Origin of the sequence: Agrobacterium sp. a22-2, from assembly GCF_012276985.1 — a bacterium.
Lineage (GTDB): Bacteria > Pseudomonadota > Alphaproteobacteria > Rhizobiales > Rhizobiaceae > Allorhizobium.
Genome location: NZ_JAAXMM010000007.1, coordinates 48,793 through 73,267, shown reverse-complemented (window position 1 = coordinate 73,267; position 24,475 = coordinate 48,793). Strand labels below are relative to the sequence as shown.

At 61.7% G+C, this 24,475-nt stretch carries 23 protein-coding genes; 12 read left to right on the top strand and 11 right to left on the bottom strand.

Annotation, left to right across the window (positions count from 1 at the left end; translation table 11 throughout):
• Positions 1–70 precede the first annotated feature (70 nt).
• The 5 genes from HFC70_RS12505 (at position 71) to HFC70_RS12485 (ending at position 5,520) form a co-directional block, all read left to right on the top strand.
• A complete protein-coding gene (locus tag HFC70_RS12505; protein WP_168473595.1) occupies positions 71–796 on the top strand; it encodes a response regulator in 726 nt (241 codons plus the stop codon).
• On the top strand, positions 796–2,193 hold the full coding sequence (locus tag HFC70_RS12500) for a sensor histidine kinase KdpD (protein WP_168473594.1): 1,398 nt from the start codon (positions 796–798) through the stop codon (positions 2,191–2,193). Before HFC70_RS12505 ends, HFC70_RS12500 begins: the two co-directional genes overlap by 1 nt.
• A gap of 506 nt (positions 2,194–2,699) precedes the next feature.
• A complete protein-coding gene (locus tag HFC70_RS12495; protein ID WP_168473593.1) occupies positions 2,700–4,238 on the top strand; it encodes an alkaline phosphatase family protein in 1,539 nt (512 codons plus the stop codon).
• A 107-nt stretch (positions 4,239–4,345) separates the two neighbouring features.
• On the top strand, positions 4,346–4,972 hold the full coding sequence (locus tag HFC70_RS12490) for a ribonuclease D (RefSeq protein WP_168473592.1): 627 nt from the start codon (positions 4,346–4,348) through the stop codon (positions 4,970–4,972).
• Positions 4,973–5,148: 176 nt separating this feature from the next.
• Entirely contained in the window at positions 5,149–5,520 is a 372-nt protein-coding gene (locus HFC70_RS12485; protein WP_168473591.1) for a hypothetical protein, read from the top strand.
• Positions 5,521–5,532: 12 nt separating this feature from the next.
• Here HFC70_RS12485 and HFC70_RS12480 read toward each other — a convergent pair whose 3' ends face one another.
• A complete protein-coding gene (locus tag HFC70_RS12480) occupies positions 5,533–6,918 on the bottom strand; it encodes a nicotinate phosphoribosyltransferase (protein WP_168473590.1) in 1,386 nt (461 codons plus the stop codon).
• A gap of 281 nt (positions 6,919–7,199) precedes the next feature.
• Between HFC70_RS12480 and HFC70_RS12475 the strand changes: the two genes are divergently transcribed.
• Positions 7,200–9,104 carry a hypothetical protein gene (locus HFC70_RS12475; RefSeq protein WP_168473589.1) on the top strand — a complete coding sequence of 635 codons (1,905 nt, stop codon included), beginning with the start codon at positions 7,200–7,202 and terminating at the stop codon, positions 9,102–9,104.
• 27 nt (positions 9,105–9,131) lie between these two features.
• On the opposite strand, the gene HFC70_RS12470 is transcribed toward HFC70_RS12475, so the two are convergent.
• The gene (locus HFC70_RS12470; RefSeq protein ID WP_168473588.1) at positions 9,132–10,076 is read right to left on the bottom strand and encodes an AEC family transporter; all 945 of its coding nucleotides are present in this window, start codon (positions 10,074–10,076) and stop codon (positions 9,132–9,134) included.
• A 489-nt stretch (positions 10,077–10,565) separates the two neighbouring features.
• On the opposite strand from HFC70_RS12470, the gene HFC70_RS12465 reads away from it, so the two are divergent.
• The gene (locus HFC70_RS12465) at positions 10,566–11,558 is read left to right on the top strand and encodes an adenosine kinase (protein ID WP_168473587.1); all 993 of its coding nucleotides are present in this window, start codon (positions 10,566–10,568) and stop codon (positions 11,556–11,558) included.
• Here HFC70_RS12465 and HFC70_RS12460 read toward each other — a convergent pair.
• The gene (locus tag HFC70_RS12460) at positions 11,551–12,090 is read right to left on the bottom strand and encodes an SH3 domain-containing protein (protein WP_168473586.1); all 540 of its coding nucleotides are present in this window, start codon (positions 12,088–12,090) and stop codon (positions 11,551–11,553) included. The two genes, HFC70_RS12465 and HFC70_RS12460, sit on opposite strands and share 8 nt — an antisense overlap.
• A gap of 197 nt (positions 12,091–12,287) precedes the next feature.
• Here HFC70_RS12460 and HFC70_RS12455 point away from each other — a divergent pair, with 197 nt between their 5' ends.
• Entirely contained in the window at positions 12,288–13,292 is a 1,005-nt protein-coding gene (locus HFC70_RS12455; RefSeq protein ID WP_168473585.1) for a D-glycerate dehydrogenase, read from the top strand.
• 6 nt (positions 13,293–13,298) lie between these two features.
• Here HFC70_RS12455 and HFC70_RS12450 read toward each other — a convergent pair whose 3' ends face one another.
• The 3 genes from HFC70_RS12450 to recF are packed head-to-tail and all read right to left on the bottom strand — an operon-like array spanning position 13,299 to position 15,691.
• Positions 13,299–13,775 (bottom strand): N-acetyltransferase, encoded by a 477-nt coding sequence (locus HFC70_RS12450; protein WP_168473584.1) that lies wholly within the window; start codon positions 13,773–13,775, stop codon positions 13,299–13,301.
• Positions 13,775–14,542: a molybdopterin-synthase adenylyltransferase MoeB gene (locus tag HFC70_RS12445; RefSeq protein ID WP_168473776.1), complete on the bottom strand. Its 768-nt coding sequence runs from the start codon at positions 14,540–14,542 to the stop codon at positions 13,775–13,777. The genes HFC70_RS12450 and HFC70_RS12445 overlap by 1 nt, the downstream gene beginning before the upstream one ends.
• Before the next feature lie 24 nt (positions 14,543–14,566).
• Positions 14,567–15,691, bottom strand: coding sequence for a DNA replication/repair protein RecF (recF, locus tag HFC70_RS12440; RefSeq protein ID WP_168473583.1), 1,125 nt, complete (start codon positions 15,689–15,691; stop codon positions 14,567–14,569).
• Positions 15,692–15,924: 233 nt separating this feature from the next.
• Here recF and HFC70_RS12435 point away from each other — a divergent pair, with 233 nt between their 5' ends.
• Together HFC70_RS12435 and HFC70_RS12430 are read left to right on the top strand one after the other, a co-directional pair.
• Positions 15,925–16,212 carry a hypothetical protein gene (locus HFC70_RS12435; protein ID WP_210259245.1) on the top strand — a complete coding sequence of 96 codons (288 nt, stop codon included), beginning with the start codon at positions 15,925–15,927 and terminating at the stop codon, positions 16,210–16,212.
• A 111-nt stretch (positions 16,213–16,323) separates the two neighbouring features.
• The gene (locus HFC70_RS12430; RefSeq protein ID WP_168473582.1) at positions 16,324–16,533 is read left to right on the top strand and encodes a SlyX family protein; all 210 of its coding nucleotides are present in this window, start codon (positions 16,324–16,326) and stop codon (positions 16,531–16,533) included.
• A 3-nt stretch (positions 16,534–16,536) separates the two neighbouring features.
• Here HFC70_RS12430 and HFC70_RS12425 read toward each other — a convergent pair whose 3' ends face one another.
• A complete protein-coding gene (locus HFC70_RS12425; protein WP_168473581.1) occupies positions 16,537–17,151 on the bottom strand; it encodes a TetR/AcrR family transcriptional regulator in 615 nt (204 codons plus the stop codon).
• A 104-nt stretch (positions 17,152–17,255) separates the two neighbouring features.
• On the opposite strand from HFC70_RS12425, the gene HFC70_RS12420 reads away from it, so the two are divergent.
• Positions 17,256–17,519, top strand: a complete 264-nt coding sequence (locus HFC70_RS12420; RefSeq protein WP_168473580.1) for a hypothetical protein — start codon at positions 17,256–17,258, stop codon at positions 17,517–17,519.
• Between the two features lie 108 nt (positions 17,520–17,627).
• Here HFC70_RS12420 and dnaJ read toward each other — a convergent pair whose 3' ends face one another.
• The 4 genes from dnaJ to HFC70_RS12400 all read right to left on the bottom strand — a co-directional run bounded on the left by dnaJ (position 17,628) and on the right by HFC70_RS12400 (position 23,659).
• Positions 17,628–18,758: a molecular chaperone DnaJ gene (dnaJ, locus tag HFC70_RS12415; protein WP_168473579.1), complete on the bottom strand. Its 1,131-nt coding sequence runs from the start codon at positions 18,756–18,758 to the stop codon at positions 17,628–17,630.
• A 4-nt stretch (positions 18,759–18,762) separates the two neighbouring features.
• Positions 18,763–19,224: a hypothetical protein gene (locus HFC70_RS12410; protein WP_168473578.1), complete on the bottom strand. Its 462-nt coding sequence runs from the start codon at positions 19,222–19,224 to the stop codon at positions 18,763–18,765.
• On the bottom strand, positions 19,224–21,140 hold the full coding sequence (dnaK, locus tag HFC70_RS12405; protein ID WP_168473577.1) for a molecular chaperone DnaK: 1,917 nt from the start codon (positions 21,138–21,140) through the stop codon (positions 19,224–19,226). The genes HFC70_RS12410 and dnaK overlap by 1 nt, the downstream gene beginning before the upstream one ends.
• 326 nt (positions 21,141–21,466) lie before the next feature.
• Entirely contained in the window at positions 21,467–23,659 is a 2,193-nt protein-coding gene (locus HFC70_RS12400) for a transglycosylase domain-containing protein (protein ID WP_168473576.1), read from the bottom strand.
• A gap of 495 nt (positions 23,660–24,154) precedes the next feature.
• Between HFC70_RS12400 and HFC70_RS12395 the strand changes: the two genes are divergently transcribed.
• Entirely contained in the window at positions 24,155–24,307 is a 153-nt protein-coding gene (locus HFC70_RS12395) for a hypothetical protein (protein ID WP_168473575.1), read from the top strand.
• Positions 24,308–24,475 lie beyond the last annotated feature (168 nt).

The following is a 24,475-nucleotide window of genomic DNA, read 5'->3' as shown; positions in this document are numbered from 1 at the left end:
CCATGTAACCGATTGTAATAACTGGCCCGAATGACTTGCGCCGCGCCGCGGTTTGGTCAAAACTCTGAAAATGGCCGCAATTGGGGAAACAGTTCTGGTGGTTGAGGACGATCCGGAGATCAGCCGGCTCGTCGGCGATTTCATGCGTCGTGAAGGCTTCATCGTCGAAGTGGCGATGGATGGCCCGTCAATGGATGGAGCGCTGCAGCGGCTGCGGCCCGACATCATCATTCTCGATCTGATGCTGCCGGGCGAAGACGGTCTGTCGATCTGCCGGCGGCTGCGGCGCACCGACGACATCCCGATCCTCATGCTGACGGCGAAAAGCGACGAGATCGATCGGGTCGTCGGCCTTGAAATGGGCGCCGACGACTATCTGGCCAAACCCTTCGGATCACGCGAACTTCTGGCGCGCGTTCGGGCCGTGCTGCGGCGCTCCAAGGGCCGCAACCTGGCGCAGGATACCCGCCGCCGCTTTGCCTTCGATCAGTTCCTCATCGATATCGACGCCCGTAGCCTCGAGCGTCTGGAGCCGGAAGGTGCGACGATTGCCTTGACCAGTGCAGAATTCGATTTGCTGGCCTGCTTCGTACAGCGGCCGCGCCGGGTCTTGAGCCGCGATCAGATCCTCGACTGGACCCGTGGTCGCTCTGCCGATCCCTATGATCGCACCGTCGACATGCTGATATCGCGGCTGCGAAAGAAGCTGGAAGCGGCCAATCCCTCGGCCCAAATGATCACCACCGTGCGAAACGGCGGCTATCTCTTCACTGCCCCGGTGCGGCAGGTTCAATGATGCTGCGTCTGACCCTGGCCACGCGGATCACGCTGCTTGTCTGCGTGGCTCTGGCGGCGGTTTGGATTGCCGCGTTCTCGCTCTATCTGCGCTCCCATGCCGATCAGTTCCTGGAGTTGCGGCCGGCGCCGCTTCGGGTTGCGGCGATCGTCGAGCTGTTCGAGACGATGCCGGCCCGGGACGCCGGCTTGCTGACGGCCGCTCTTGCCTCCGACCGGTTCGAACTGGCGGTGGCGCTTGGCGACAGCACCTTGAAAGGTGCCGCCGGTGCACCGGCCGCCCCTGAGGTTGCCGCTCAGTATCAGACGGCGCTGGGCGACCGCTCGATTGCCGTGACCACGATCCCCCTTGAGGGCTTTGCCAGCCGATTGTCGCGCTTTTCCTCCAACCATGCACCGGGCTACGAATTCCGCATCGGCCTGCGAACTGGCGACACCTTGATCCTCAAGGCGCCCAATCCGTTCATCTTCACGCGATTCGGTTTTCCGATCGGCTTTGGCGCCGGCCTGTTCGGAACCGTTGTGGCCTTCATCGCCATTCTGGTCATGCAGCGTGAAACGCGGCCTCTCAGCCAATTGGCCGCGGCCGTCGACAATGTCGATTTTTCGTCCGATCCCATTCCCTTGCCCAAGGCCCTCAACGGTGCCCCGGAGATTCGCGCGGTGATTCTGGCCTTCAACCGCCTGCAGGAACGTCTGACCGTGGTGCTGAAGGCGCGCATGGCGCTGATTGGCGGCATTTCCCATGATGTCAGAACCTTCGCCACCCGCTTGCGGCTGCGCATCGACGGGATCGAGGACGATGCCGAACGTCAAAAGGCAGAGGCCGATATCGCCGACATGATTAGTCTGCTCGACGATGCGCTCCTGTCGAGCCGCGCCGGTGCCGGTGAATTGTCCGAGGAGCTGGTCGAGTTCTGGCCGCTGGTGGTCGCCGAAGTGGAGGACCGCAAGGCGCAGGGCGCGCGCATCGATCTCGTGGCCGATGACGACTGCCGGGATGCCACCGTTCTCGGCGATCGACTGGCCTTGCGGCGGATCGTCGCCAACATCACCGACAATGCCTTGAAATACGGCCATGCGGCCCATCTCCGCCTAATGATACGGGATGGCTTCATCGTGCTAGTCGTGGATGATGAAGGGCCGGGGATCGCTGAGGATCAGCGTGACATCATGATGGAGCCCTTCAGCCGACTGGAACAGTCGCGCAATCGCCGCACCGGCGGCGCCGGCCTGGGGCTGGCGATCGTGCGCGCATTGCTGATTGCCCATCAAGGATCGGTGCAGATCGGCAATGGCCCGCTCGCTGGAGCGCGCGTGACCGTCCGCCTGCCGCTCTTCGTTCAAAAGCCAGCAAACGATGAGCCGGGCCGCAAGGCAAAAGGACGAGGGGTCTAAAAATGGAAAGAGCCCGGCGCGGGAGGAGGTGCGCCAGGCTCTTAAACTTGATCGGCAATTGGGAGGAGGAGTATTGCCGATCCAATCTAACGGCACTGGGAGGAGGAGTGCGCCGCTTCGATATTTGTAAATATATCGGCGTCGCTTGAAATGAACAGTCCCGTTGCTGCAACGCAGCAGTGCGATTTATGCATGGCTCAGCACGGTCTCGGAGGCGACTTGGTAAAAAGCAAAATGAACATGCCCTGCATCTCCGGTCCGACCCTACTAAGAGTGGTCAAATTCGCGGCATAGAGCGCCTTGTCACATGCCCACGCGCATAGCTTGGACGTAGTTGATCAAGTTGACGGACGGACATTTTGAGGCTCGGTCTGGTCAGGGCGGCCACTTTTCTGTTGCCAGTGGCACGATGCCGGACCAATCTGATCCAAGTGCTGGCCGCGCCTGTCCCATGGGCGACGGAGGGCGTGCCCGTCCGAAATTTGTCCCAACCCGATCGCTGTGACATGCCTCCCAATATTTTGCTGATAACTGCCGATCAGTGGCGCGGTGACTGCTTGTCGGTCGTCGGTCATCCCGTGGTGCGGACGCCGAATGTCGACAGGCTGGCCGGAGAAGGCCTGGTGTTCCGGCGTCACTATGCCGGTGCTGCCCCCTGTTCGCCGGCCCGGGCCTCGATCTATACCGGCCTCTACCAGATGAACCACCGCGTCTGCCGCAACGGTTCGCCCTTGGATGGTCGGTTCGACACCATCGCCCTTGCCGCGCGGAGGGCCGGCTATGATCCCACCCTGTTCGGCTATACCGACGTATCGCCCGATCCGCGCCGGTTGCATGAAAACGATCCGCATTTGAAAAGCTATGAGGGCGTGCTCCCGGGCTTCACGGTCGGGCAGATCCTGCTTGAGGACGAGCGGCAATGGTTGAGCTGGCTGCGTAACAAAGGCCATGCAACGGCGTTGAGCCGTGATATTCACCGGACAGGCCCGGCAGGCGCGACCGATGCCGATGTCCTGCCGCCGGCCTATGGCCGCGACGAGACCCAGACCGCCTTCCTCACCGATGCCTTCCTGCGCTGGCACGGCGAGCAGAGCCGTTCCTGGTTTGCCCATCTCTCGTTCCTGCGCCCGCATCCGCCGTTCTGCGTGCCGGCGCCGTTCAACACCATGTTCCAGCCGGAGGATGGCCCGCCGATGGCGCGCGCCGCCAGCCGCGATCTCGAGGCAGCAGTCCATCCCTATATTGCCTACGATCTGTCGCGGCAGATGAAATCGAGTTTCGTGCATGGCGCGGTAGGCAGGGTCGACGACTGGCGGGAGCAGGATTTCGATACGATCAGGGCGGTCTATTTCGGAATGATCGCCGAGGTCGACTATCAGCTGGGACGCATCATCGATGCGCTGAAGGAGCGCGGCGAATGGGAAAACACCATTATCGTCTTCACTTCCGATCACGGCGAGATGATGGGAGACCATTGGTCGCTCGGCAAGGGCGGCTTTTTCGATGCAAGCTATCATCTGCCGCTGGTGATCCGCGATCCGGTCAGCGCCGGTGCGGTAGGTCGCCATGTCGAGGCCTTCACCTCAGCGGCAGACCTGATGCCAACGCTGTGTGAGCGCATGGGGGTGGCGGCGGGAAATCATCAGGACGGTCGGTCGTTGCTGCCGTTTCTGGACGGGGTCGCGCCGGACGATTGGCGCGACTGCGCCTTCTGGGAGTTCGATTTCCGCGATGTCGTCACCGGCGATGCGGAGCGGCATTTCGGCCTGCGCTCCAACCAGTGCAATCTGGCGGTGCTGCGCGACGAGGCGTATAAATATGTGCATTTCGCCGGCCTGCCGCCGCTGCTCTTCGATCTGCAGGCTGATCCGGGCGAATTGCGCAATGTTGCGCAGAATGTCGATTATGCCGCCGTCAGGCTGCGCTATGCGGAGCGTCTTCTGTCGCTGCGCGCCGCCCATCTCGACCAGACGCTTGCCTATACGGCGCTGACGGAGGAGGGGCCGATCATGCGTCGCAACGGTTTTGGTGCTGCGGACGGTTAGGTTCCGGACTGCAAACGGCCCGAATCGCCGCAAATGCCGTATCGCCGGGCGCTGCTTTCGGTTATAGCCCCGCCCAAGATCTGGAATTGGCTGACTTGGAGACACTGATGGCTTCCACCATTCGCTACCACGAAGGGGATATTTCGGTGGTCGATGCCGAGCGTTATACCGGCGCGATCGCCATCGACACGGAAACGCTCGGCCTGGTCCCCCGGCGTGATCGCCTCTGCGTGGTGCAATTGTCCCCCGGCGACGGCACGGCAGACGTCATCCGCATTGCCGCCGGCCAGACGCAAGCACCCCATCTTGTGGCCATGCTGGCCGATCCGGCACGCCAGAAGATCTTCCATTACGGCCGCTTCGACATTGCCGTCCTGTTCCACACCTTCGGTGTGACCTGCGGTACGGTTTTCTGCACGAAGATCGCCTCGCGGCTCTGCCGGACCTATACCGATCGCCATGGCCTGAAGGACAACCTCAAGGAACTGCTGGAGGTGGATATCTCCAAGGCGCAGCAATCGTCGGACTGGGCGGCTGAAAAGCTCTCCCCGGCCCAGCTCGAATATGCGGCCTCCGATGTGCTTTATCTGCATGCTTTGCGTGACCGATTGACCGAGCGGCTGGTGCGCGATGGCCGCATGGATCACGCCAAGGCCTGCTTCGAATTCCTGCCCACCCGTGCCAAGCTCGATCTGCTCGGCTGGGAGGAAACGGACATCTTTGCCCATAGCTGATACCAAGTCTCGATAATAGAAACCTATAGGCTCCTATCATCGATATTTGGTATGAGGCGCGCGACAGGTCCGCTCATGTCGGTAGAATCCTCGCCAAATCGGTGAGGGTTCTTTAACGGCTGTCGGTTACATTAGCGTTTGACAAAATGTAACCGGCGACGGCTGGCGCAACCCTGTTGCGTCTCGTCGAAGACAGACCGAATGCGACCATGATGGATGCAGCTACGAAGCCGATGAACGGGGTGTCTCCAACTTCGGCTGGGCACCGCGGCAACCGCGATTCCAGCCAAAGCGACGAGGCCGATCTGTTCGACATGTTTCTGTCGCCGGCGGCCGCACCGTTGGGCCAGGGCTCGTCTGCTTGGGACGAATCGGATCAGAGTGATGACGCCGATGCATCGGGAGCCGGCCGACGTGTCGCCGCCACATGGCTCGATGCCATGCCTGCGGAAAAATACGATCGCACCAAACCTGTCAAAGGGGAAATTTCGGCCGTCAATTCGGATGACAACGGTCTTTATCGGATGTTCCGCAACCTGTCGCCTTAAGGCTTGGGGCCATCAGCCCCTTGCCCGCGCGCGGATCTCTTCGAATGTCCAGTCCCGCAGCAGCTTGCCGTTCTCCCAGACTGTTACCAGTTGATCCTGACGACCGCCCAGTTCATCCCGGTGGACAGCCACAAGGTCGCGGTCCTCGACGATGACCGATTGGCGCCCGGCGCGTGGCAGCTTGTCATGCATATTGGTCGGGCGGCGCGACATGTCGTGCCAGGACCCGTCGGCATCCTGCCGGGCGCTGCATTTCATCGTGAAGGAATAGGTGTCGCGACTGACTTTCTGCAATTGCGACGCGCCGATGCCGAAGGCGATGTTTTCCGCCGAAAAGCCCATGCTTTCCAGCCGGCCAAGGATCATCGTCATATCCTGCAGGGACAGTCCATCAGCCTGCAGAACCCGAACGGCATCGTCGAGCACTTTGTAACCCTTGCCGTTCAGCCGGGTGCCGAACGCATAGGCCAGTTGCGCCACGACCTGCACGGAGGTATCGATCGGGTCGCCGCTGTCGGGGCGGACAATCAGCGTACCGCCTGCTGCCCGGACCTTAGTCTGCAGCTGTTTGCCCCAGACCTCTGCCACCGCATTCTGGATATCGTAGCTGTCCGACACCACCGAATAGGCCGGATAGTGCCCGAACTGGTCGATCATGTTGGAATAGGCGTCGGTTTCGCGTGGCTGCCCCCAGGCAACCATTGTTGTGTGTTCGGATGCAGGCACGGACAGGCCGGCCATCTCGGCACCATAATATTTGCGGGCATAGAGAACGGCGGGCAGGGTGTCGGTATTGCGGAACTGCAGGAGATGCGCCGCGCCGCCGATGCCGGATTGCTCAAGGCTGGTCGTGCCGCGCGCCCCGAAATCGCTGAGCCTGGTTGGCAGTATCAGGTCCGGCTGATCGCAGCTGCGCTCCAGGAAGGGAAGAAGCGTCTCGCGGATGCGCCGCACCGTGCTGGCAACGCTGGAGGGGTACCAGACGGCCCGTAGCAGCGCCGTTTCCATGTAGGAGGTCAGCCATGGCACCCGCGGGTCCGTATTCACCACCTGGACCATGGGGGTGTCGCGCCTCACGATGCTGCCTTCGGCAAGCGCCTCGATGCGCAGCGGCAGCAGGCCGCCATGGGTCGTCACGATATGTTCCCATCCGGCGCGATCAAAAGGCTGGCCATGCAGCGTCGCAACCTCCTCCGCCTCATCGATGTCGGCTGCGGTGATTGCGCGGGACAGATATTCCTTCAGGAACATCTGCAGGCCGAAGAACACCACTTCGGGTTTCGGCGAAGCGCCACGCGTGGTGATGTAGCCGCTGATGGCGCTGGTGCCAGCCGGGTATTGCAGAAAATGCCCGAGCTTGTAGCTGTCCGTGTTCAAGATGGGGTTCAGGATATTCATGGGGGCATCCACCGGACCGCCACAGACGGCTGAGTTCGAGTGATTCTTCAGTGAGACGTCAAACCTATGTAGGCGAGCCTTCCATGGCCGGCAAGCTGCTGCCTTTGGTTTATGGTTAGCGATTTGTTAACAAATTTGGTCCAATATCGGTTTTGATATCGACAAGCCGACACGATTTGGTCGGAACATTTGCGCAAGTTCCCGTAGGAACGGCGCCGGTCGCATGAGTGACCTGTTTCATGATCCTGCCTGTTTAGCCATCAACGATAAAGGGGTGAGCGATGCTGCCTCCGGTTCAAACAGTCTCGAGTACCTCGATCGCCTTTCAGGACCATCGCCCGGATATCCTGCCGGCGAAAGGCACCGACGTGCAGGTTCAAGCCGCCAATCCGGTTGTCATGAGCGGCCAGGACCTCAATCCGGCGATTGCCGGAAGGCTGAACATTCTGATGCTGAGCGGCCACGAGCAGATGGCCGGAAATGTCGCTTTCCTCGCCGACATGGTGGGTCAGGCCATTGGGGTGGTTCGCAAGAGCGGCGAGACCAATGGCGCCTTTGCACAGCGATTCGTCGAGGCATTGGCCAAGCTGACACCACAGGATCGGCTCGTTCTGGAGCGGTTGCTGTCCCAGGCCATGACCGGCATCAAGCTGCGGATGCTGACCGACGCCTTCCGCAATCCGGCTGGCCCGGAAGCGGCAAAGCTTGCCGTCTACCTCGAAATTGCCCGCCACAAGGAACGCGACCTCGCTACACGCACGGTGGTGACCTCCTATCGCCAGAATAGCGGCGAGCCGAGATCTGTGGCTCCGGGCCAGCAGATTCAGCCGGCTCAAACCCAGCCGGCTCAAACCCAGCCGGCCAGTGCGATGCCGCCAGCCGCCAGCCGGTCGGAACAGCCCCGCCTGCCCGCAGATCCAGCGTCACTTACCGAGGTACACGTCGATGCCGCACCCGCTTCGGCCGATGGAAGGCCTGCGGACGATGGAATTGCTGATGTGACATCGAACACGGCCGGGCGGGAAGCCGAGCATGCCGCGGGCGCTTCCGATGCCGGATCCGATACGGCCGGAGGCGTAAACTCATCCCCTCGGATGCTGGCAGCAACAGTTGAGCCTGCCAGCGGTCACGACGCCACGACAGCGGAATCGGTGTCGACCGACGGTTCGCCGCCTCTGGCGAATGACCCGAATGTCGAAACCGCTGTTGCTGATGAACCCGAGGCAGCGTCGCACGACAGCGGCGCGCCGGTGCCGTTGGAAAAGGGCGCGCGAGCCTTGCAGGAGCGGCTGCGTCAGACCTTCGAGGCCGGAGCGCGATCGGCTGCCCCCGAACAGGCTCGCATGGCCCCTGATGGTGCTGCACCTGGCACGCGCGGTGCTGCCGTGTCCCCATCTGCACCTGATGCCCACTTGCCGGATACCGCCGCCTCGGTTCGCCAGGATGAAGCGTCACCGAATCATGCCACGCAACGTGCTGCATCCGGTACTCTGGATGAGCGGATAGACCGGTCGCCGCGGACGTCCGAGCCGGTGCAGACGATGTTCGTGCTCAAGGGCTGGAAGGAAGTGATCAGTTCCACTGCTGCTGCCATCGAGGCCGCCCTCAGCGATCATGCCGCGGCACGTGCCGAGGCGCCGGAGACCAAAACAGAGCCGCAGCGATCGACCTCTGCCGCAAGCGTCGATGTGGCCGCTGATCTCCCATCGGCCGATGTGTCGGAGGATATGGCGACTCGCACGGCGGCCCAGGCGACGGCACCGTCCACGAGCGAAGCAGATACCGAGGAGGATGCCCGCGCCGTTGCGGACGAGGGCATGGACCATCAAGGCCCGGTTGGCTCCACCTCGTCGCGCGACGAGGAACTCGCCGCCTTCCGGACCGCCATGCCGCGCGACGGTATTCCGCTGCCCATCGTCAACTATCTGGCCATGCAGGAATTCGAGGAGCCGACCGAGCCGACCGGATCGAAGCAGAAGTCCGATGAGGACGACGGTGCCGAAGAGGAAGCCGCCGAGCAGCAGATGGCCGACGATGGCACCATGTCCGACGAGGGCGACGATGCCGAAGAGCAAGCCTTGCGCGCTGCCGCCGGCGAACCGGCCGATGACGAGGCTCCGGTCCAGGAAAATGCCGAGGCCGATCGTGCCAACGATCTCTATTGGCGCATGGCCGGCTGGTCGTAAGCGGGTCAGCGTAACGCCGTCCGGGCGTCAGCCCACAAGCCAGGCCCAGAACGTCACCGAAAACACCCCGGCCGCAGTCGTCAGCGTAATGGTCGAGGCGGCCAGCCCGTGTCCGACGCCGAAGCGGTTGGCGATCAGCCAGGCGTTGATCCCGGTCGGCACGGCCGATGTCAGAACCATGGCACTCGTCCATTGCGAGCTCAGCCCGAGCAACTGGCAGGCCGCCCAGACACAGGCCGGAAGCACGAAGAGCTTGAGCACAGAGGTGGCTGTCGCTATCCCCAGATTGCCGGAAATGCCGTATTTGTTGAGCGCCATGCCGAGCGAGATCAGCGCCGCCGGCGCGGCGATGCCTGCGATCTGCGCAACGACACCTGAGACCACCTGCGGCAGCGGCAGGCCGGAAACATGCACCGCCAGGCCTGCGGCAAGGCCGATGATCAGCGGGTTCTTGATGAGGTTTGCGGCAATCTGGCGCAGGATCGTGCCGAGGCCGCGCGAGGGACCGCCGCCGACCTTTCGCTCCGCATTTTCCATCAGCACCGTGCCGATCACCATCATCAGCGGCAGATGCACGGCAAGCAGGATGGAGAGCGCGACGATACCGTCTTCGCCGACCGTGCGGCCGACCAGAGGTAGGCCAATGAACACGTTGTTGGCAAAGGCGGAGGACACGCCGGCCAGAACGCCGACACGGGCGTCCCGTCCGAAGAAGGTCGTGGCGATCAGGTGTCCCAGGGTCCAGGTGATGGCGACGCCGGAAAAATAGGCGATCCACAGGCGAAAGGGCGAGGCGCCGTGAAAATCGGCTTGGTAGATCGTATTGAACAACAGGAAAGGCACGGCGATCTTGAAGACGAATTCACCGAGCGCGTCGCCCACATCCGCTTTCAGCACGCCGGTCTTGACGATCATCCAACCCAGCAGGATCAGGATGAAGATCGGAAAGACGTTCAGGGCAATGGCGGACATGGAGGGCTGGCTTTCATCAATCGCGGCGCGCCCGTCCGTTTAACAGCCTATCGCAAGGTCTGGCAATCGCTTTGCCAGGTACCTTCGGTACGATCCGATCGATGGGGACCAACAAAAAAAGCGGGGCAATCCCCGCTTTCCTGTGCCCGGCAAAACCGGGACTTGAGACGCTGCCGCCAGTCCATCCGTGGTCGGCATACGTCCCGCAATATTGAACCGATCATGGCTCCTCGCGCCACCGGGACAATCGCGTGTCCCCACCGTGGCATCTTGTGAGATGCTTCATAGCCAACGAAAGTGACAACGGCATGACGCGAACGCCATCATGGCGGCGCGCGCCGACCGTTTCGCCATTGGACGGTATTTTGGCCGTCGTTATCGGTCCGTTTATTGGTCTGCAGTATGGCTTTCCGGATGGTTTGTTCTTCCAAAGTGTTGAAAAACCGGTATGACCGAACACGGACTTCTAACGGCAAGGATCCGGCCTTTATGACGAAATTCGACGTGCTCACCATTGGCAATGCTATTGTCGATATCATTTCCCGTTGTGAGGACCAGTTCCTGATCGACAATGCCATTACCAAAGGTGCGATGAACCTCATCGATGCGGAGCGGGCCGAAAAGCTCTATGCCCTGATGGGCCCGGCCGTTGAGGCCTCGGGCGGCAGCGCCGGCAACACGGCGGCCGGTATCGCCAACCTGGGCGGCAAGGCTGCCTATTTCGGCAAGGTTGCCGACGACCAGCTTGGCGAGATCTTCATTCATGACATCCGCGCGCAAGGCGTGCATTACGAGACCAAGCCCAAGGGCAAACAGCCTCCGACTGCCCGCAGCATGATCTTCGTGACCGAAGACGGCGAGCGGTCGATGAACACCTATCTCGGCGCCTGCGTCGAACTGGGCCCGGAAGATGTCGAGCCGGAAGTGGTCGCTCAGTCGAAGGTCACCTATTTCGAGGGATATCTGTGGGATCCGCCGCGTGCCAAGCAGGCCATTCTCGATTGTGCCCGCATCGCCCATGACAATGGCCGGGAGACATCGATGACCCTGTCCGACAGCTTCTGCGTTGATCGTTATCGCGATGAGTTCCTCGATCTGATGCGGTCCGGCACGGTCGACATCGTCTTCGCCAACCGGCAGGAGGCCCTGGCGCTTTACCAGACGGATGATTTCGAAGAGGCGCTTTCACTGATTGCCAAGGACTGCAAGCTTGCGGCCGTGACGATGAGTGAGGAGGGCGCCATTATCCTGCGCGGCGATGAGCGTGTCCGCGTGCAGGCGACCCGGGTGGACAATCTGGTCGATACGACAGGGGCAGGCGACCTCTTTGCCGCCGGCTTCCTGTTCGGCTACACGCAAGGTCGGTCGCTGTTCGATTGCGGACAGCTCGGCTGCCTGTCGGCCGGCATCGTCATCCAGCAGATCGGCCCGCGTCCGTCCGGTTCGCTGGAAAAGGCGGCCAAGAAGGCCGGTCTTATTTGAAGGCTTCGCCGGGATAGGCCCCCCAAATTTCGGCCTGGGCGACCCAACCTTCCATGCCGTCCGTCTCGGCCCGGCACCAGTTGCCGTTGCACTCGTCGAGTTTCAGCACGACACCGGGCTGAAGCTTGGCGATGATGGCTGCCGTCGATTGCGAATCGCGACGCATGTTGACGTAGACGTCCTCGCCCTTGGCTTTCATCCACGGAGCGGCGACCGCGGTGCGCTCTCCCGACAGAAGGGTCTGGCTGACCCAGCCTTCCGTGCCGTCGGCGTCGCGAACACGGCGCCAGTTTTCGTATTCCTGGATGATCTCTACCGGAAGCCCCGATTTCAGGTAGAGCCACGACACGGCATAATCGGTGCTGGGGCCGATCCGCAGGTTGACCCTGGCAGCTTTGAGGCTGACGAATCGCGGCAGCGGCAGCCCGCTCGAACCCTTCGATACACCCTGCGCCGACGCAGGTTCCGTGCCGGACAAGCCGCAAAGCGCCAGACAGAAGACGAGACAATAGCGAATGAGAGTGCTAGGCATGGCTGTTCCGTTAGTGATCGATTTCAGCGGCTTGTTCCGATCGCTCGCCACCGGCCAATTCCGCGGAGATGAATCCGCCCGCCGAGGTGCGAGATTTGTTTGTCTTCGCCTGCGGGTTTGGTAGAAAAAAGGCCCTGAACGGGTAAATTATCGCCCGTCCTGGTTAAGGACCTCTGAATAAGGCGCCGAAAGTCCCCATGACGAACAGGAAAAAACCCAAGGTCTATATCACCCGCAAACTGCCTGATGCGGTGGAAACGCGCATGCGCGAGCTTTTCGATGCCGAGTTGAACATCGACGACAGCCCCCGCACACAGCCGGAGCTGGTGGCGGCGGTCAAGTCGGCCGATGTCCTGGTCCCCACCGTGACGGACCGCATCGATGCGGCGCTGATCGAGCAGGCCGGCCCGCAACTGAAGCTGATCGCCAGCTTTTCCAACGGCTTCGACCATATCGACGTCGATGCCGCTGCCAAGAAGGGCATCACCGTTACCAATACGCCGAACGTGCTGACGGAAGACACGGCCGACATGACCATGGCCCTCATCCTGGCCGTGCCGCGGCGGCTTGCGGAGGGATCGCGCATCCTTACCGACAAGCCGGGAGAATGGCCGGGCTGGTCGCCAACCTGGATGCTCGGACGGCGAATCTGGGGCAAGCGCATCGGCATCGTCGGCATGGGCCGGATCGGCACGGCGGTCGCCCGCCGCGCCAAGGCCTTCGGCCTGTCGATCCACTATCACAACCGCAAGAAAGTGAACCCCGCCACCGAGGACGAGCTTGAGGCGACCTACTGGGACAGCCTCGACCAGATGCTGGCCCGCGTCGATATCGTCTCGGTCAACTGCCCCTCGACGCCGGCGACCTTTCATCTGCTGTCCGCCCGTCGGCTGGCGCTGATGCAGCCAACCAGCTACATCGTCAACACGGCCCGCGGCGATATCATCGACGAAACAGCGCTCATCCAGTGTTTGCGCGACGGCCGGATTGCCGGCGCCGGGCTGGACGTTTTCGAGAACGAACCGGCCGTCAATCCCAAGCTCCTGAAGCTTGCCGAGGCCGGCAAGGCCGTTCTGCTGCCGCATATGGGCTCGGCCACGATGGAGGGGCGGATCGACATGGGCGAGAAGGTCATCGTCAACATCCGCACATTCTTCGACGGCCACCGGCCGCCCAACCGCGTGCTGCCGGGCCGTACCTGACATTCGTCAGGACAGCGGCTTGGCCATCTCGATAAAGGTCACCCGGTCGTAACCGGGATGACAGCGGTCGGCGGTTTTCTCAAAGCCCCAGCTTTGGAAGGTCCGGTGATTTCCGGTAAGCTCGATCCGGGTCTCGAGCCGCAGCTTTTTAAGTCCTTCGTTGCGGGCCAGCACCTCGGCGTGCGCCAGCATGGCGCGGCCGATGCCGTTACCCTGTGCTACCGGAGCGACCGCGAGCTTGCCGATATAGAGGCCGTCGGGTGGCTCCAGCCGGCAGAAAAGGCAGCCGAGCAAAATGCCATCCTGCACGGCCATGTAGGCGATCTCGTCTGCGGCTTTGTTCTTCAGCGATTGCGGTGTCAACGCCAGAGCCGAGGATGGCGGATCGATGACCCCGTTCATCGACGCAAAGGCTGTGGTGATCAGCATCAGGAGATCGTCCCAGCGCTCAAAAGTGCCCGTTATCGGCAGGATATCGACCATCAGCCCGTCTTCTCCGTGGCGCGACGTTTGTATTTCACGGTGTCAAAGCGTGCCGAGAGCGAATCATAGAGCAGCAACCGTCCGACCAGCGGCTCACCGATGCCGGTCAGCAGCTTGATCGCTTCCATGGCCATCAGTGTTCCGATGACGCCGGTCAGCGCTCCGACGATGCCCGCCTCGGCGCAGGATGGAATGAGGCCCGGTGGCGGGGCTGCTGGAAAAAGATCCCGGTAGCGCGGCAAGGGCTTTCCATCGGCGCCGGTCTCGTAAGGCTTCAATACGGTGAGCGATCCGTCGAAACGGCCGACCGCCCCGGTCACCAGCGGCAGGCGCGCGATTTCGGCCGCGTCTGCGGCGGCATAGCGCGTGTCGAAATTGTCCGAGCCGTCGATCAGCAGATCGAAGCGCGGCAGGTGGAGCGCGGCCATCTCGGCCGAAAAACGCTCCTCGAAACGCACCACCCGCACATGCGGATTGAGCCTTGCGATCGCATCCGCAGCACTTTGCGTCTTCATCTCGCCGATCGTGCCGCTGTCGTGGATCACCTGGCGCTGGAGATTGGACAGCGACACATGGTCATCGTCTGATATCCCCAGCGTGCCGACGCCGGCGGCTGCCAGATACTGGAGAACGGGCGATCCGAGGCCGCCGGCGCCGATGACCAGCACGCGCGAATGCTTGAGCTTCTGCTGGCCCGCCCCTCCGATCTCGGGAAGCAGGATATGGCGCTGATAGCGCGCAATTTCGTCTTGGCTGAGTGGATCCATGATTGCCATGTTGGCATGCCTCTCTCAGAAAGAAAACCGGCCGTCTTCGACCGTGACGAACTGGGCGCGATCCTGAAGGGCTGCAAACATGGATCGGTCCGTGCCGGTCATGAAAGCCTGGCCGCCCAGCGCATCGATCCGGTCGAAAAGGGCGGCCCGCCGTCCCTCATCGAGATGCGCGGCGATTTCGTCGAGCAACAGGATCGGTGCGTGGCCCGTCATATTGGCCACCAGCCGCGCATGGGCGAGGATCAGTCCGACCAGAAGTGCCTTCTGTTCGCCCGTCGAACAGCGCTCGGCCTCCATGTTCTTGTCGACATGGCGTACCAGCAGATCGCTGCGATGCGGCCCGTCAAGGGTGCGACCGGCGGCGGCGTCCCGTGGTCGACTCTGTGCCAGCATGGCAGCATAGCGATCTTCGAGATCAATCGCCGGATGATGCAACTCGTCGTCGAGAAAGCCGGAAAGGGCAAGGGAGGCGGCCGGAAAGACGGATTCGTCGCGCTGCTGCTCGATCAGGCTGATCAGAAGGGCCATGATCTCCTGGCGGGCCAGCGCCATAGCTATTCCGAGCGCTGCCATCTGCTGCTCGATGCCCGAAAGCCAGGCCGGATCGAAGCGCCCTTCGCTCAAAAGCCGGTTGCGGCTGCGCATGGCACGCTCGAAATCGCTGGCCCGACGGCCATGCTCCGGATCGAGCGACAGCACCAGGCGGTCGAGAAAGCGGCGCCGATCGGAGGAGGAGCCGGTAAAAAGGCCATCCATGGCCGGCGTCAGCCACAGGACACGCAGATGGTCGGTGAGCTCGTCCACTGTGCGCGCCGGCGTGCCGTTGATCCGAAGCCGCCTGACCTGCCCGTCCTCCACCATCTCCGTCCCGGTGCCGATCTCCACTGGCCCTTCCATGCCGTCCAGCTCTGCAAAGACCGAAAAGCCGCCGGGCGCCCCCGCTCTGACGACATCGGCAAGCACGGCCCGCCGGAGACCGCGCCCCGGCGACAGGAAGGACACGGCCTCCATCAGATTGGTCTTGCCTGCGCCGTTCTCGCCCGTCAGCACGATGTGACGCTCGCTTAAGCCCAGGGATGCCGTGGCATAGTTGCGAAAATCGGTAAGCTTCAGCCTGCTGAGAAAAACCTTGTGCGTCATTTCCGTCCGGTTCGAGTGCCTTGCCCAAGGAGCTGCGGTTCGCCGGCAGTGTCGGCGCAACGGCTATGTTGCGCTAAGGCCTAGGCCGGAAGATCGGCCAAGGCAAGCCAGAGCATCATTTTTCCAGTTCCCGGCGCGGCGGGCCGCGGTCCGGAACCGCTGTCATGGACGCTTGATGGCTGCGGGTGTAGACTTATCAGGGTAGTAGCCGTTGTGAAAAGAGAAGTTCCCCGATGGATCCAGAGCGTGACGAACTGACCCCTGAGGAGGCACGCCAGGATCATTGGGACATGCTGCGCTTTTTGGCCATGAACGCCGGGTTTGGCGTCGGTCTCGGCCTTCTGGTGGCGGTTCTGCTGATCTGGCTCGATATCGGCGGCCTCGGAACCCATCTGGGGCGGGCCCAGAATTCCATCCTCCCGGCCATCCTGATCGCCGTGCCGCTCGCCCTGACCTTTGGTGCGGCGGTTGCGGCATCCGCGATCATGCTCATGCCCTATAAAAAGAAGAAGCAGCGCTAAGCGGAAGCCACTGAATAGCATCGATCGTTTTTTGGGTTTGCGGCAGTTGACTTGCCGCGACCGGAGGCGGATGGAGCAGCTGTAGCAGGCAGGGCGCCGATGGAGAGCATAATGGCCGAGGCTGACGATCGTATCACCCGTCTTGAAGAAACGGTGGCGCATCAGGGGCGTATCATCGATGAACTGTCCGATCAGCTGACCGAGCAATGGCGTGTGGTCGAGCAAACCAGGGCCAAGCTCGATCGGCTGACCGAGCGCTTTATGGCGATTGAAGAACAATCCGGCGAAGCACCGCCCAACACTCGGCCGCCCCACTATTGAGACTCAATCCGGGCGCGAGACGCAGATACCGCTTGTGACCATATCGACAAGGCTCTGGATCTCTTCGGGGCTCGTTTCGAGGCGATCGGTGAGCAGCCGGTTCCAGGCAAAGCTCGAGAGCATCTCGGCGACCAGCTCGGGATCGATATCTAGTCGAACCTCACTTCTGATCTGGGCATTGCGGATCATCTGGCCGCTGGCGCGGCGCCGCTCCGCAGCATAGTCCGACAGCGCCTTCGACGCTGCGGTATCATTCTGTGCTTCTGCGATGATCGAGCGGAACACCGCGCCGCCGCTGCCCTCTTTCCAGAAGGCCAGCAGGCCGGTGATGAACTCTGCCAGATCGGTTCGTATCTCGCCGTTGTCTGGATGCGGGATCATGTGTTTTTGGTGATGGTAGACATCGAGCAGCAGCGCTGCCTTGGACGGCCACCATCGATAGATCGTCGGCTTGCCCGCTTTGGCGCGCTTGGCAACCGCCTCGATCGAGAAATTGCCAAGGCCATTTTCGATGAGCACAGCTTCCGCCGCAGCAAGGATGGCCTCTGCGCTGGCTGGATTGCGTTGCGAGCCGATCGACGCGCGGCGCTTCGCAGCTGGGGCCTTTGTCGGGGGCATGCTTCTCTCCCTTTGCAGTTTTCGTCTTTCATAGCACAATTTCGCTTGAACGGAACGTATCGTTTTGATATATACGAAACGTATCGTTTCATTAGAGAGAAATCATGACCACTGCATCCGACGGCAATTCGATACGCCCGAATCCATCCAAAGTCCGGCTGGCGGCCCTGATGCTGGCCGCCGTCTATCCGCTTGTGACCGGGCTTCTCTATATCCTCATGCCGCTGACCGAAGGTTGGCCGCTCTGGGCACGCACGCTGATCCTGGCGCCTATCATGGTGCTGAGCATCGTCTACTTCGTCGCGCCGTTCATTCACCGGCGCTTCGGCTGGTTCGTGGCCAGAATGCCTCGTCCCCGCACCATCTGATCCCGAGCGCTCCTCAAAGGTACAAAGGCCGGAAACGCGATGTTTCCGGCCTTTGTGTCATTAAACCGTGCACGCCTCAGGCGTCGCTGTGATTTTGATGCCTACGTTTCAGCCCTCGAAAAACTCTTTCATCCGCGCGAAGAAGCCTGTCGATTCGGGATTGTTGTCCTTGGACGACAGCTGGTCGAACTCCTGGAGCAGCTCGCGCTGGCGCTTGGTCAGCTTCTGCGGCGTTTCGATCTGGATCTGGATGTAGAGATCGCCTGTCTGCGCGGAGCGCAGCACCGGCATGCCCTTGCCCTTCAACCGGAACTGCTTGCCCGGCTGGGTGCCTTCCGGAACGGTGACACGGGATTTGGTGCCGTCCAGCGTCCCGACATCGAACGTGCCGCCAAGGGCCGCTGTCGTCATCGAGATCGGCACAGAACAGAACAGATCGGCGCCCTCCCGCTGGAAGAATTCATGTGGCTTCACGGACAGGAAGATATAGAGGTCGCCGGAAGGCCCGCCCCGCAGGCCTGCCTCGCCTTCACCCTGCAGGCGGATGCGGGTGCCGTCCTCGATGCCGGACGGAATGCTGACCGATAGAGAACGCTCCTCGGTGACGCGGCCCTGGCCGTGGCACTTTCCGCACGGATCGGCAATCGTCTGGCCGCGCCCATGGCAGGTCGGGCAGGTCCGCTCGATCGAAAAGAAACCCTGTGCCGCACGGATACGGCCACTTCCCTGACAGGTCGCGCAGGTCGTCGGCTTGGTGCCGGGCTTGGCGCCGGAACCGGTGCAGACTTCGCAGGTGATCGAGGTCGGAACCCGGATCTGCGCGGTCTTGCCGGTAAAGGATTCCTCCAGCGAGATTTCCATGTTGTAGCGCAGGTCCGCGCCGCGCTCGCGACCATTGGTCGAACGGGCCCGTCCGCCGGCGCGTCCGCCCCCCATCATCTCGCCGAAAATATCCTCGAAAATGTCGGAGAAGCCGCCGCCGGCAAAACCGCCGCCACCGCCCATGCCGCCCTGCTCGAAAGCCGCATGACCGAAACGGTCGTAGGCGGCCCGTTTCTGCGGGTCCTTTAGGGTCTCGTAGGCTTCGTTCAGTTCCTTGAACTTCACCTCTGCCGCAGCATCACCGGGATTTTTATCAGGATGGTATTTCATGGCCATCTTGCGGAAGGCGCTTTTCAGCTCCTTCTCGTCGGCCGTTTTGCTAACCCCGAGGGTCTCGTAGTAATCTGCTTTTGCCATGGTCTTACAAAGCTCTCAAAGCTTTCTCCACACTGGTGTGGCTACCCATCTTCTGGCCGGACTGCTTGTCGCAGGCCTGCATGTCCTTGGCGAAATCGGCCGCGGCGGCTTTTGCGTCATCCAGCAGCAGGCGCTTTGCTTCGCCGCTATTGGCAAGGCCTTCGCTGGCCGAGGCCGCGACAAAGGCCAGCGAATGCGCCGCCATATCGCAAGCGGTGGCGCCCTGGCCGCTCTGGTGCCGCTTGAGCGCGTCCTCGATCAGCTTGCCGAGCGACGCCGTCGTGCGGCCGAGTGCCTTGGCGTCACGGGCCGTAAGCGCCTTGACGACGCCGGCCTCTGCGGCAACGACGGTCCGATAGACATCGCCGGCTCCGCTTGCTGCGGTCGCCACGCCCAAGGCCAACACAAATGTGGCTGGCCCGAAGGCCAGCCCCTTGAAGATGACGTTACGGTTCGACAACCGCATTAAGCCGACTTCTTCGTGTCTTCGTCCTTGACCTCTTCGTAGTCGGCGTCAACGACATCATCGTCGGAATCCTTGCTAGACGCGGCGTCTTCACCTGCCTCGGCCTGCTGGGCTTCGTAGATCGCCTGGCCCAGCTTCATGGACACTTCCATGAGGGTCTGGGTCTTGGCCTGGATGTCGTCGGCGTCGGGCTCGGATGCTTCGACGGCGGTCTTCAGGGCCGCGATGGCGTCTTCGATCGCCTTGCGGTCGGTCTCGGAAACCTTGTCGCCATATTCCTTCAGCGACTTTTCCGTCGAGTGGATCAGGCTTTCGCCATGGTTGCGGGCTTCCACGCCGGCACGACGCTTCTTGTCTTCATCGGCATGGGCTTCGGCATCCTTGACCATCTTCTCGATGTCGGCATCCGACAGACCGCCAGATGCCTGGATACGGATCTGCTGTTCCTTGCCGGTGCCCTTGTCCTTGGCCGAAACCTGGACGATGCCGTTGGCGTCGATGTCGAAGGTGACTTCGATCTGCGGAACGCCACGCGGTGCCGGCGGCAGGCCGACGAGGTCGAACTGGCCGAGCAGCTTGTTGTCCGCCGCCATTTCGCGCTCGCCCTGGCTGACGCGGATGGTCACGGCCGACTGGCTGTCTTCCGCGGTCGAGAAGGTCTGGCTCTTCTTGGTCGGGATCGTCGTGTTGCGGTCGATCAGGCGGGTGAAGACACCGCCGAGCGTCTCGATGCCGAGCGACAGCGGGGTCACGTCGAGCAGCAGGACGTCCTTGACGTCACCCTGCAGAACGCCGGCCTGAATGGCGGCGCCCATGGCAACCACTTCATCCGGGTTCACGCCCTTGTGAGGCTCCTTGCCGAACAGCTGCTTGACGATTTCCTGCACCTTCGGCATGCGGCTCATGCCGCCGACCAGAACCACTTCCTCGATTTCCGATGCGGTAACGCCGGCATCCTTGAGGGCGGCCTTGCAAGGCGCAACGGTGCGCTGCACCAGATCGTCGACCAGGCTTTCGAACTTGGCGCGGGTCAGCTTCATCGTCAGGTGCTTCGGACCGGACGCATCCGCCGTGATGAACGGCAGGTTGATTTCGGTCTGCTGCGACGAGGACAGTTCGATCTTGGCCTTTTCGGAGGCCTCCTTCAGGCGCTGCAGAGCGAGCTTGTCGTTCTTCAGGTCGATACCGTTGTCCTTCTTGAACTCGTTGGCGAGATATTCGACCAGACGCATGTCGAAGTCTTCACCGCCGAGGAAGGTGTCGCCATTGGTCGACTTCACTTCGAAGACGCCGTCGCCGATTTCCAGGATCGAGATATCGAAAGTACCGCCACCCAAGTCGTAGACGGCAATGGTCTTGCCTTCCTTCTTGTCGAGACCGTAGGCAAGCGCTGCCGCCGTCGGCTCGTTGATGATGCGCAGAACTTCGAGACCGGCAATGCGGCCGGCATCCTTGGTGGCCTGACGCTGGGCGTCGTTGAAATAGGCCGGAACGGTAATGACCGCCTTTTCGACCTTTTCGCCGAGATAGGCTTCGGCCGTTTCCTTCATCTTCTGAAGAATCATGGCCGAGATCTGTGCGGGAGAATAACCCTTGCCCTGGGCTTCGACCCATGCGTCGCCATTATCGCCCTTGACGATATTGAACGGCACGAGGCCCTTGTCCTTTTCCACGGTCGGATCTTCGTAGCGGCGGCCGATCAGGCGCTTCACGGCGAAGAGCGTGTTGGTCGGGTTGGTGACGGCCTGACGTTTGGCCGGCTGGCCGACGAGGCGTTCGCCATCGTCGGAAAATGCCACCATCGACGGCGTGGTGCGCGCGCCTTCGGAATTCTCGATGACCTTGGCATCCTTGCCGTCCATGACGGACACGCAGGAATTGGTCGTTCCAAGGTCGATACCGATTACTTTTGCCATGTTATTCTCTCCTTGAAGCAGGCCGTCGGAACCCCTGACAGGCATTCCACTGACAGCCCCTCGACATAGATGGTCTTACGGGTTCGCGCAGCTGTGCTGCTGTTATGTGGCGTATATAAGAAGGGCTATTTCCGACTGCAAGGCATGAAATCCACCGAAATCCCGTAAAACGAAGAGATTGCAGCGGGATGGCAGGACCGGCAGCGGACGCGAAAACCCTTGTTTGGTGTTTCGCCCTAGCAGTCCATCCTTGTGCCGGGCATGCAGGGGGAATGCAAGGGCATTCGCGCCCCGCCAACGGGTTTGAAAAGTTGCCTGAACACGCTTCAATTGCCCATGATGATGTCGAGCAAAGTCGTGCCGCGTCGCCCTTGGGCCGGCGGTGCCGGGCCGCCGACATCGGCGGGCGGAATGGGTGCCGTAGACCCCGTTTGCTGGTAGTCAGTGCCCGGCGCCTCGGGAGCCGGCGGATAGGCCTGGTTGCTGGAGAAGACGCCGGTGATGATGTCGCCGATCGACGGTGATGCAGGTTCGGGGGGAATGGTATCGCCGATCAAAGGTGCCGGTTTCAGGCCGGCATGGGCGGCGGTCATGAAGGTCTGCCAGGTCTTGGCCGGCAGGCCGCCGCCGGTCACCTTTTTCATCGAGCGGCCGTCGTCATTGCCGAACCAGACGCCGGTCGTCAGGTTACTGGTATAGCCGACGAACAGGGCGTCGCGGAAGGATTGCGTCGTGCCGGTCTTGCCGGCCGCCGGCCAGCCGGCCAGGTGCGCCTTCTTGCCCGTCCCCTCGGTGATCACCTTTTCCATCATCAGGTTCATGCTGGCGGATACCTGTTCGCTGAGCACCCGCGGCGGGTTCTCATAGGCATTTTCATAAAGCAGTTCGCCTTTGGCTGTCGAAACCCGCCGGATGACATGCGAGGTCGCCTTGTAGCCACCGTTCATGAAGGGCGCATAAGCCGATGTCAGCTCCAGCAGCGACACCTCCGCCGTGCCGAGTGCGATCGAGGCATTACTTTGCAATTCCGATTCGATCCCGAGACGATGGGCAAGCTTGATCACCTGATCGGGTCCCACTTCCATGACCAGTTGGGCGGCGATGGTGTTGAGCGACTGGGCGAGCGCCGAGGCAAGCGTCACGTCGCCACGATATTTCTCGTCGTAGTTTTCCGGCGTCCACTTGCCGATCCGCACCGGTCCATCATGGCGGATCGAGGAGGGGCGGTTGCCGATTTCGAGCGCTGCGGCATAGACGAACGGCTTGAAGGCCGAACCCGGCTGCCGCTTTGCCTTCACGGCGCGGTTGAATTGGCTGGTCGCGTAGTCGCCGCCGCCGACCAGGGCGCGGATGGCGCCGGTCCCGTCTATGGCGACCAGGGCTGCCTGAGAGGCGTCGAGCTTGACGCCGTCGGTGGCGAGTGCCTCGGCAATGGCGGTCTCGGCCTGTTTTTCGAGTTTCATGTCGATGGTCGTCTCGACCACCAGGTCCTCGGTGACGGTACCGAGCATGCTTTTCAGGTCGTCCATGACCATGTCGGCGACATATTGCCCGGCGCCTGACCAGTAGCTGCGTGCACGCGTCGGCGATTGCGACATGGCGGTGGTGATATCGTTGTCCGAAATGAAGCCGACATCGCGCATGGAAGTGAGCACCACCTGAGCGCGGGCTTCGGCCGCTTCGGGATCGCGGGCCGGCGAAAGCCGCGACGGCGCCTTCAGCAGGCCGGCGAGAAGCGCCGCTTCCCCAAGGTTCACGTCACGTGCCGATTTGTTGAAATAGCGCCTCGACGCCGCCTCGACGCCATAGGCGTTCGAACCGAAATAGACCCGGTTCAGATACATGGCGAGGATCTGGTCCTTGTTGAACCGGTGCTCCAGCCAGAACGCCAGCAGCACCTCCTGCACCTTGCGCTCCAGCGTGCGGTCAGGAGAAAGGAACAGGTTCTTCGCCAGCTGCTGGGTCAAGGTCGAGCCGCCCTGAAGTGCCTGGCCTGTCAGATTATTGAGAACCGCCCTGGCAAGTCCGAACGGATCGACGCCGAAATGCGAATAGAAGCGACGGTCCTCGATGGCGATCACCGCCTCGGGAATGAAGGGCGACATGTCTTCCAATGACAGGGCCTCGCCGCCCGTGGCACCGCGATTGGCGATAACCGAACCGTCGAGAGCCGTGATCTTGACGTTGGGCGGGCGTTCCGGAATGGTCCAGCTGCTGGCACTCGGCATGCGGGCGCCATAATAGAGCACGATGCCGGCAACGGCGATGCCGCCCCACAGGCCGAAGACCAGGCACCAGTAGAACAGGCCGCGGATCAAGCCCGTCAGGCCACCGGATCGCTGTCTTTTGCGTGATTTCGAAGAGCCGCGTTTTGCAGGGCTGGCCTTGGCCTTGGTACGCTTGGCACCGCCGCCGTTGCCGCTGACCCGATCGCTGGCATCCAGCCGCAGATCGCCATGCCCGCGAGAAGTCTCGAAAGTCGGCTCGACCCGCTGTCCTGGTTTGCCTTTGCCTGCCATCGTGGAGCGGTCGAACTCTCTTCCAATATGCGGCAGCCTGCGACCAATGAGGTCGGTGCCGAAGCTAAAAACAAGCCAGAGTGAAGGCCGCGGTCCGGTCCAAAACATCCGCCGGTGACATTAAGTTTAAATGCGGCGATTTAAGGGGGGGTTAAAGGCCACGAATGCCTTTCGTCATGGTCTTCAACGTGTTGCGCACTCACAAGCGCGCCCTCGCTGAACTGAGCGACAGACGTTCGATTCTTGGAGCATCTATTTGTTCGTCCGGCCAAGATTGGGGCCGTGAAAGCCAAACAGATTGCGGCCGACTTAGGGGGTGGCGGGGTCATATTTTGCAGATGTGTTTGTTCTCGACCCCGACCGGCATGCGATCCGGCAGCCTCCTGAAGACGGAGGTGCCCGCCTAAGACTGGTAATTCGCGCTCATGGTTCCCATATGATATCGGCTGGCAAGGCGTGTCGATGCGCGCGCAGCCGGAAACCCAGGAGACACAGATGACAGATGAAAAGCCGGTATCGGCTCCAAAAGACGTGAAATCCTTTGCGAACAAACACCGTATTGAAATTGAAGATGCGCAGAAGATCCTTGCGGAATTCGGTGACGATCGCAAGGCCGCCGACAAGGCTGCACGCCGCGTTGCGGCTTGATCGGCGAGCCTGAAAGGGGAACCAATCACTTTGCTGTGCGTTTAAAAGCGTTCAGATTGAAAGGAACCCGTCTATGAATAATATTATTTACATCGTTGGACTGGTAGTGGTCGTCATTGCGGTCCTTTCCTTTTTCGGCCTCCGTTGAGCTGCGACAACCGAATAAAA

Coding starts and splice junctions, on each gene's coding strand:
- HFC70_RS12480 (WP_168473590.1), bottom strand. CDS start 6,918: ATGAATATCCTGAACCCCATCTTGAACACGGACAGCTACAAGCTCGGG.
- HFC70_RS12410 (WP_168473578.1), bottom strand. CDS start 19,224: ATGCGGTTGTCGAACCGTAACGTCATCTTCAAGGGGCTGGCCTTCGGG.
- HFC70_RS12445 (WP_168473776.1), bottom strand. CDS start 14,542: ATGGATCCACTCAGCCAAGACGAAATTGCGCGCTATCAGCGCCATATC.
- HFC70_RS12450 (WP_168473584.1), bottom strand. CDS start 13,775: ATGGTCGATATCCTGCCGATAACGGGCACTTTTGAGCGCTGGGACGAT.
- HFC70_RS12455 (WP_168473585.1), top strand. CDS start 12,288: ATGACGAACAGGAAAAAACCCAAGGTCTATATCACCCGCAAACTGCCT.
- dnaK (WP_168473577.1), bottom strand. CDS start 21,140: ATGGCAAAAGTAATCGGTATCGACCTTGGAACGACCAATTCCTGCGTG.
- HFC70_RS12475 (WP_168473589.1), top strand. CDS start 7,200: ATGCTGCCTCCGGTTCAAACAGTCTCGAGTACCTCGATCGCCTTTCAG.
- dnaJ (WP_168473579.1), bottom strand. CDS start 18,758: ATGGCAAAAGCAGATTACTACGAGACCCTCGGGGTTAGCAAAACGGCC.
- HFC70_RS12505 (WP_168473595.1), top strand. CDS start 71: ATGGCCGCAATTGGGGAAACAGTTCTGGTGGTTGAGGACGATCCGGAG.
- HFC70_RS12465 (WP_168473587.1), top strand. CDS start 10,566: ATGACGAAATTCGACGTGCTCACCATTGGCAATGCTATTGTCGATATC.
- HFC70_RS12435 (WP_210259245.1), top strand. CDS start 15,925: ATGGATCCAGAGCGTGACGAACTGACCCCTGAGGAGGCACGCCAGGAT.
- HFC70_RS12490 (WP_168473592.1), top strand. CDS start 4,346: ATGGCTTCCACCATTCGCTACCACGAAGGGGATATTTCGGTGGTCGAT.
- HFC70_RS12470 (WP_168473588.1), bottom strand. CDS start 10,076: ATGTCCGCCATTGCCCTGAACGTCTTTCCGATCTTCATCCTGATCCTG.
- HFC70_RS12460 (WP_168473586.1), bottom strand. CDS start 12,090: ATGCCTAGCACTCTCATTCGCTATTGTCTCGTCTTCTGTCTGGCGCTT.
- HFC70_RS12425 (WP_168473581.1), bottom strand. CDS start 17,151: ATGCCCCCGACAAAGGCCCCAGCTGCGAAGCGCCGCGCGTCGATCGGC.
- recF (WP_168473583.1), bottom strand. CDS start 15,691: ATGACGCACAAGGTTTTTCTCAGCAGGCTGAAGCTTACCGATTTTCGC.
- HFC70_RS12430 (WP_168473582.1), top strand. CDS start 16,324: ATGGCCGAGGCTGACGATCGTATCACCCGTCTTGAAGAAACGGTGGCG.
- HFC70_RS12400 (WP_168473576.1), bottom strand. CDS start 23,659: ATGGCAGGCAAAGGCAAACCAGGACAGCGGGTCGAGCCGACTTTCGAG.
- HFC70_RS12420 (WP_168473580.1), top strand. CDS start 17,256: ATGACCACTGCATCCGACGGCAATTCGATACGCCCGAATCCATCCAAA.
- HFC70_RS12495 (WP_168473593.1), top strand. CDS start 2,700: ATGCCTCCCAATATTTTGCTGATAACTGCCGATCAGTGGCGCGGTGAC.
- HFC70_RS12395 (WP_168473575.1), top strand. CDS start 24,155: ATGACAGATGAAAAGCCGGTATCGGCTCCAAAAGACGTGAAATCCTTT.
- HFC70_RS12500 (WP_168473594.1), top strand. CDS start 796: ATGCTGCGTCTGACCCTGGCCACGCGGATCACGCTGCTTGTCTGCGTG.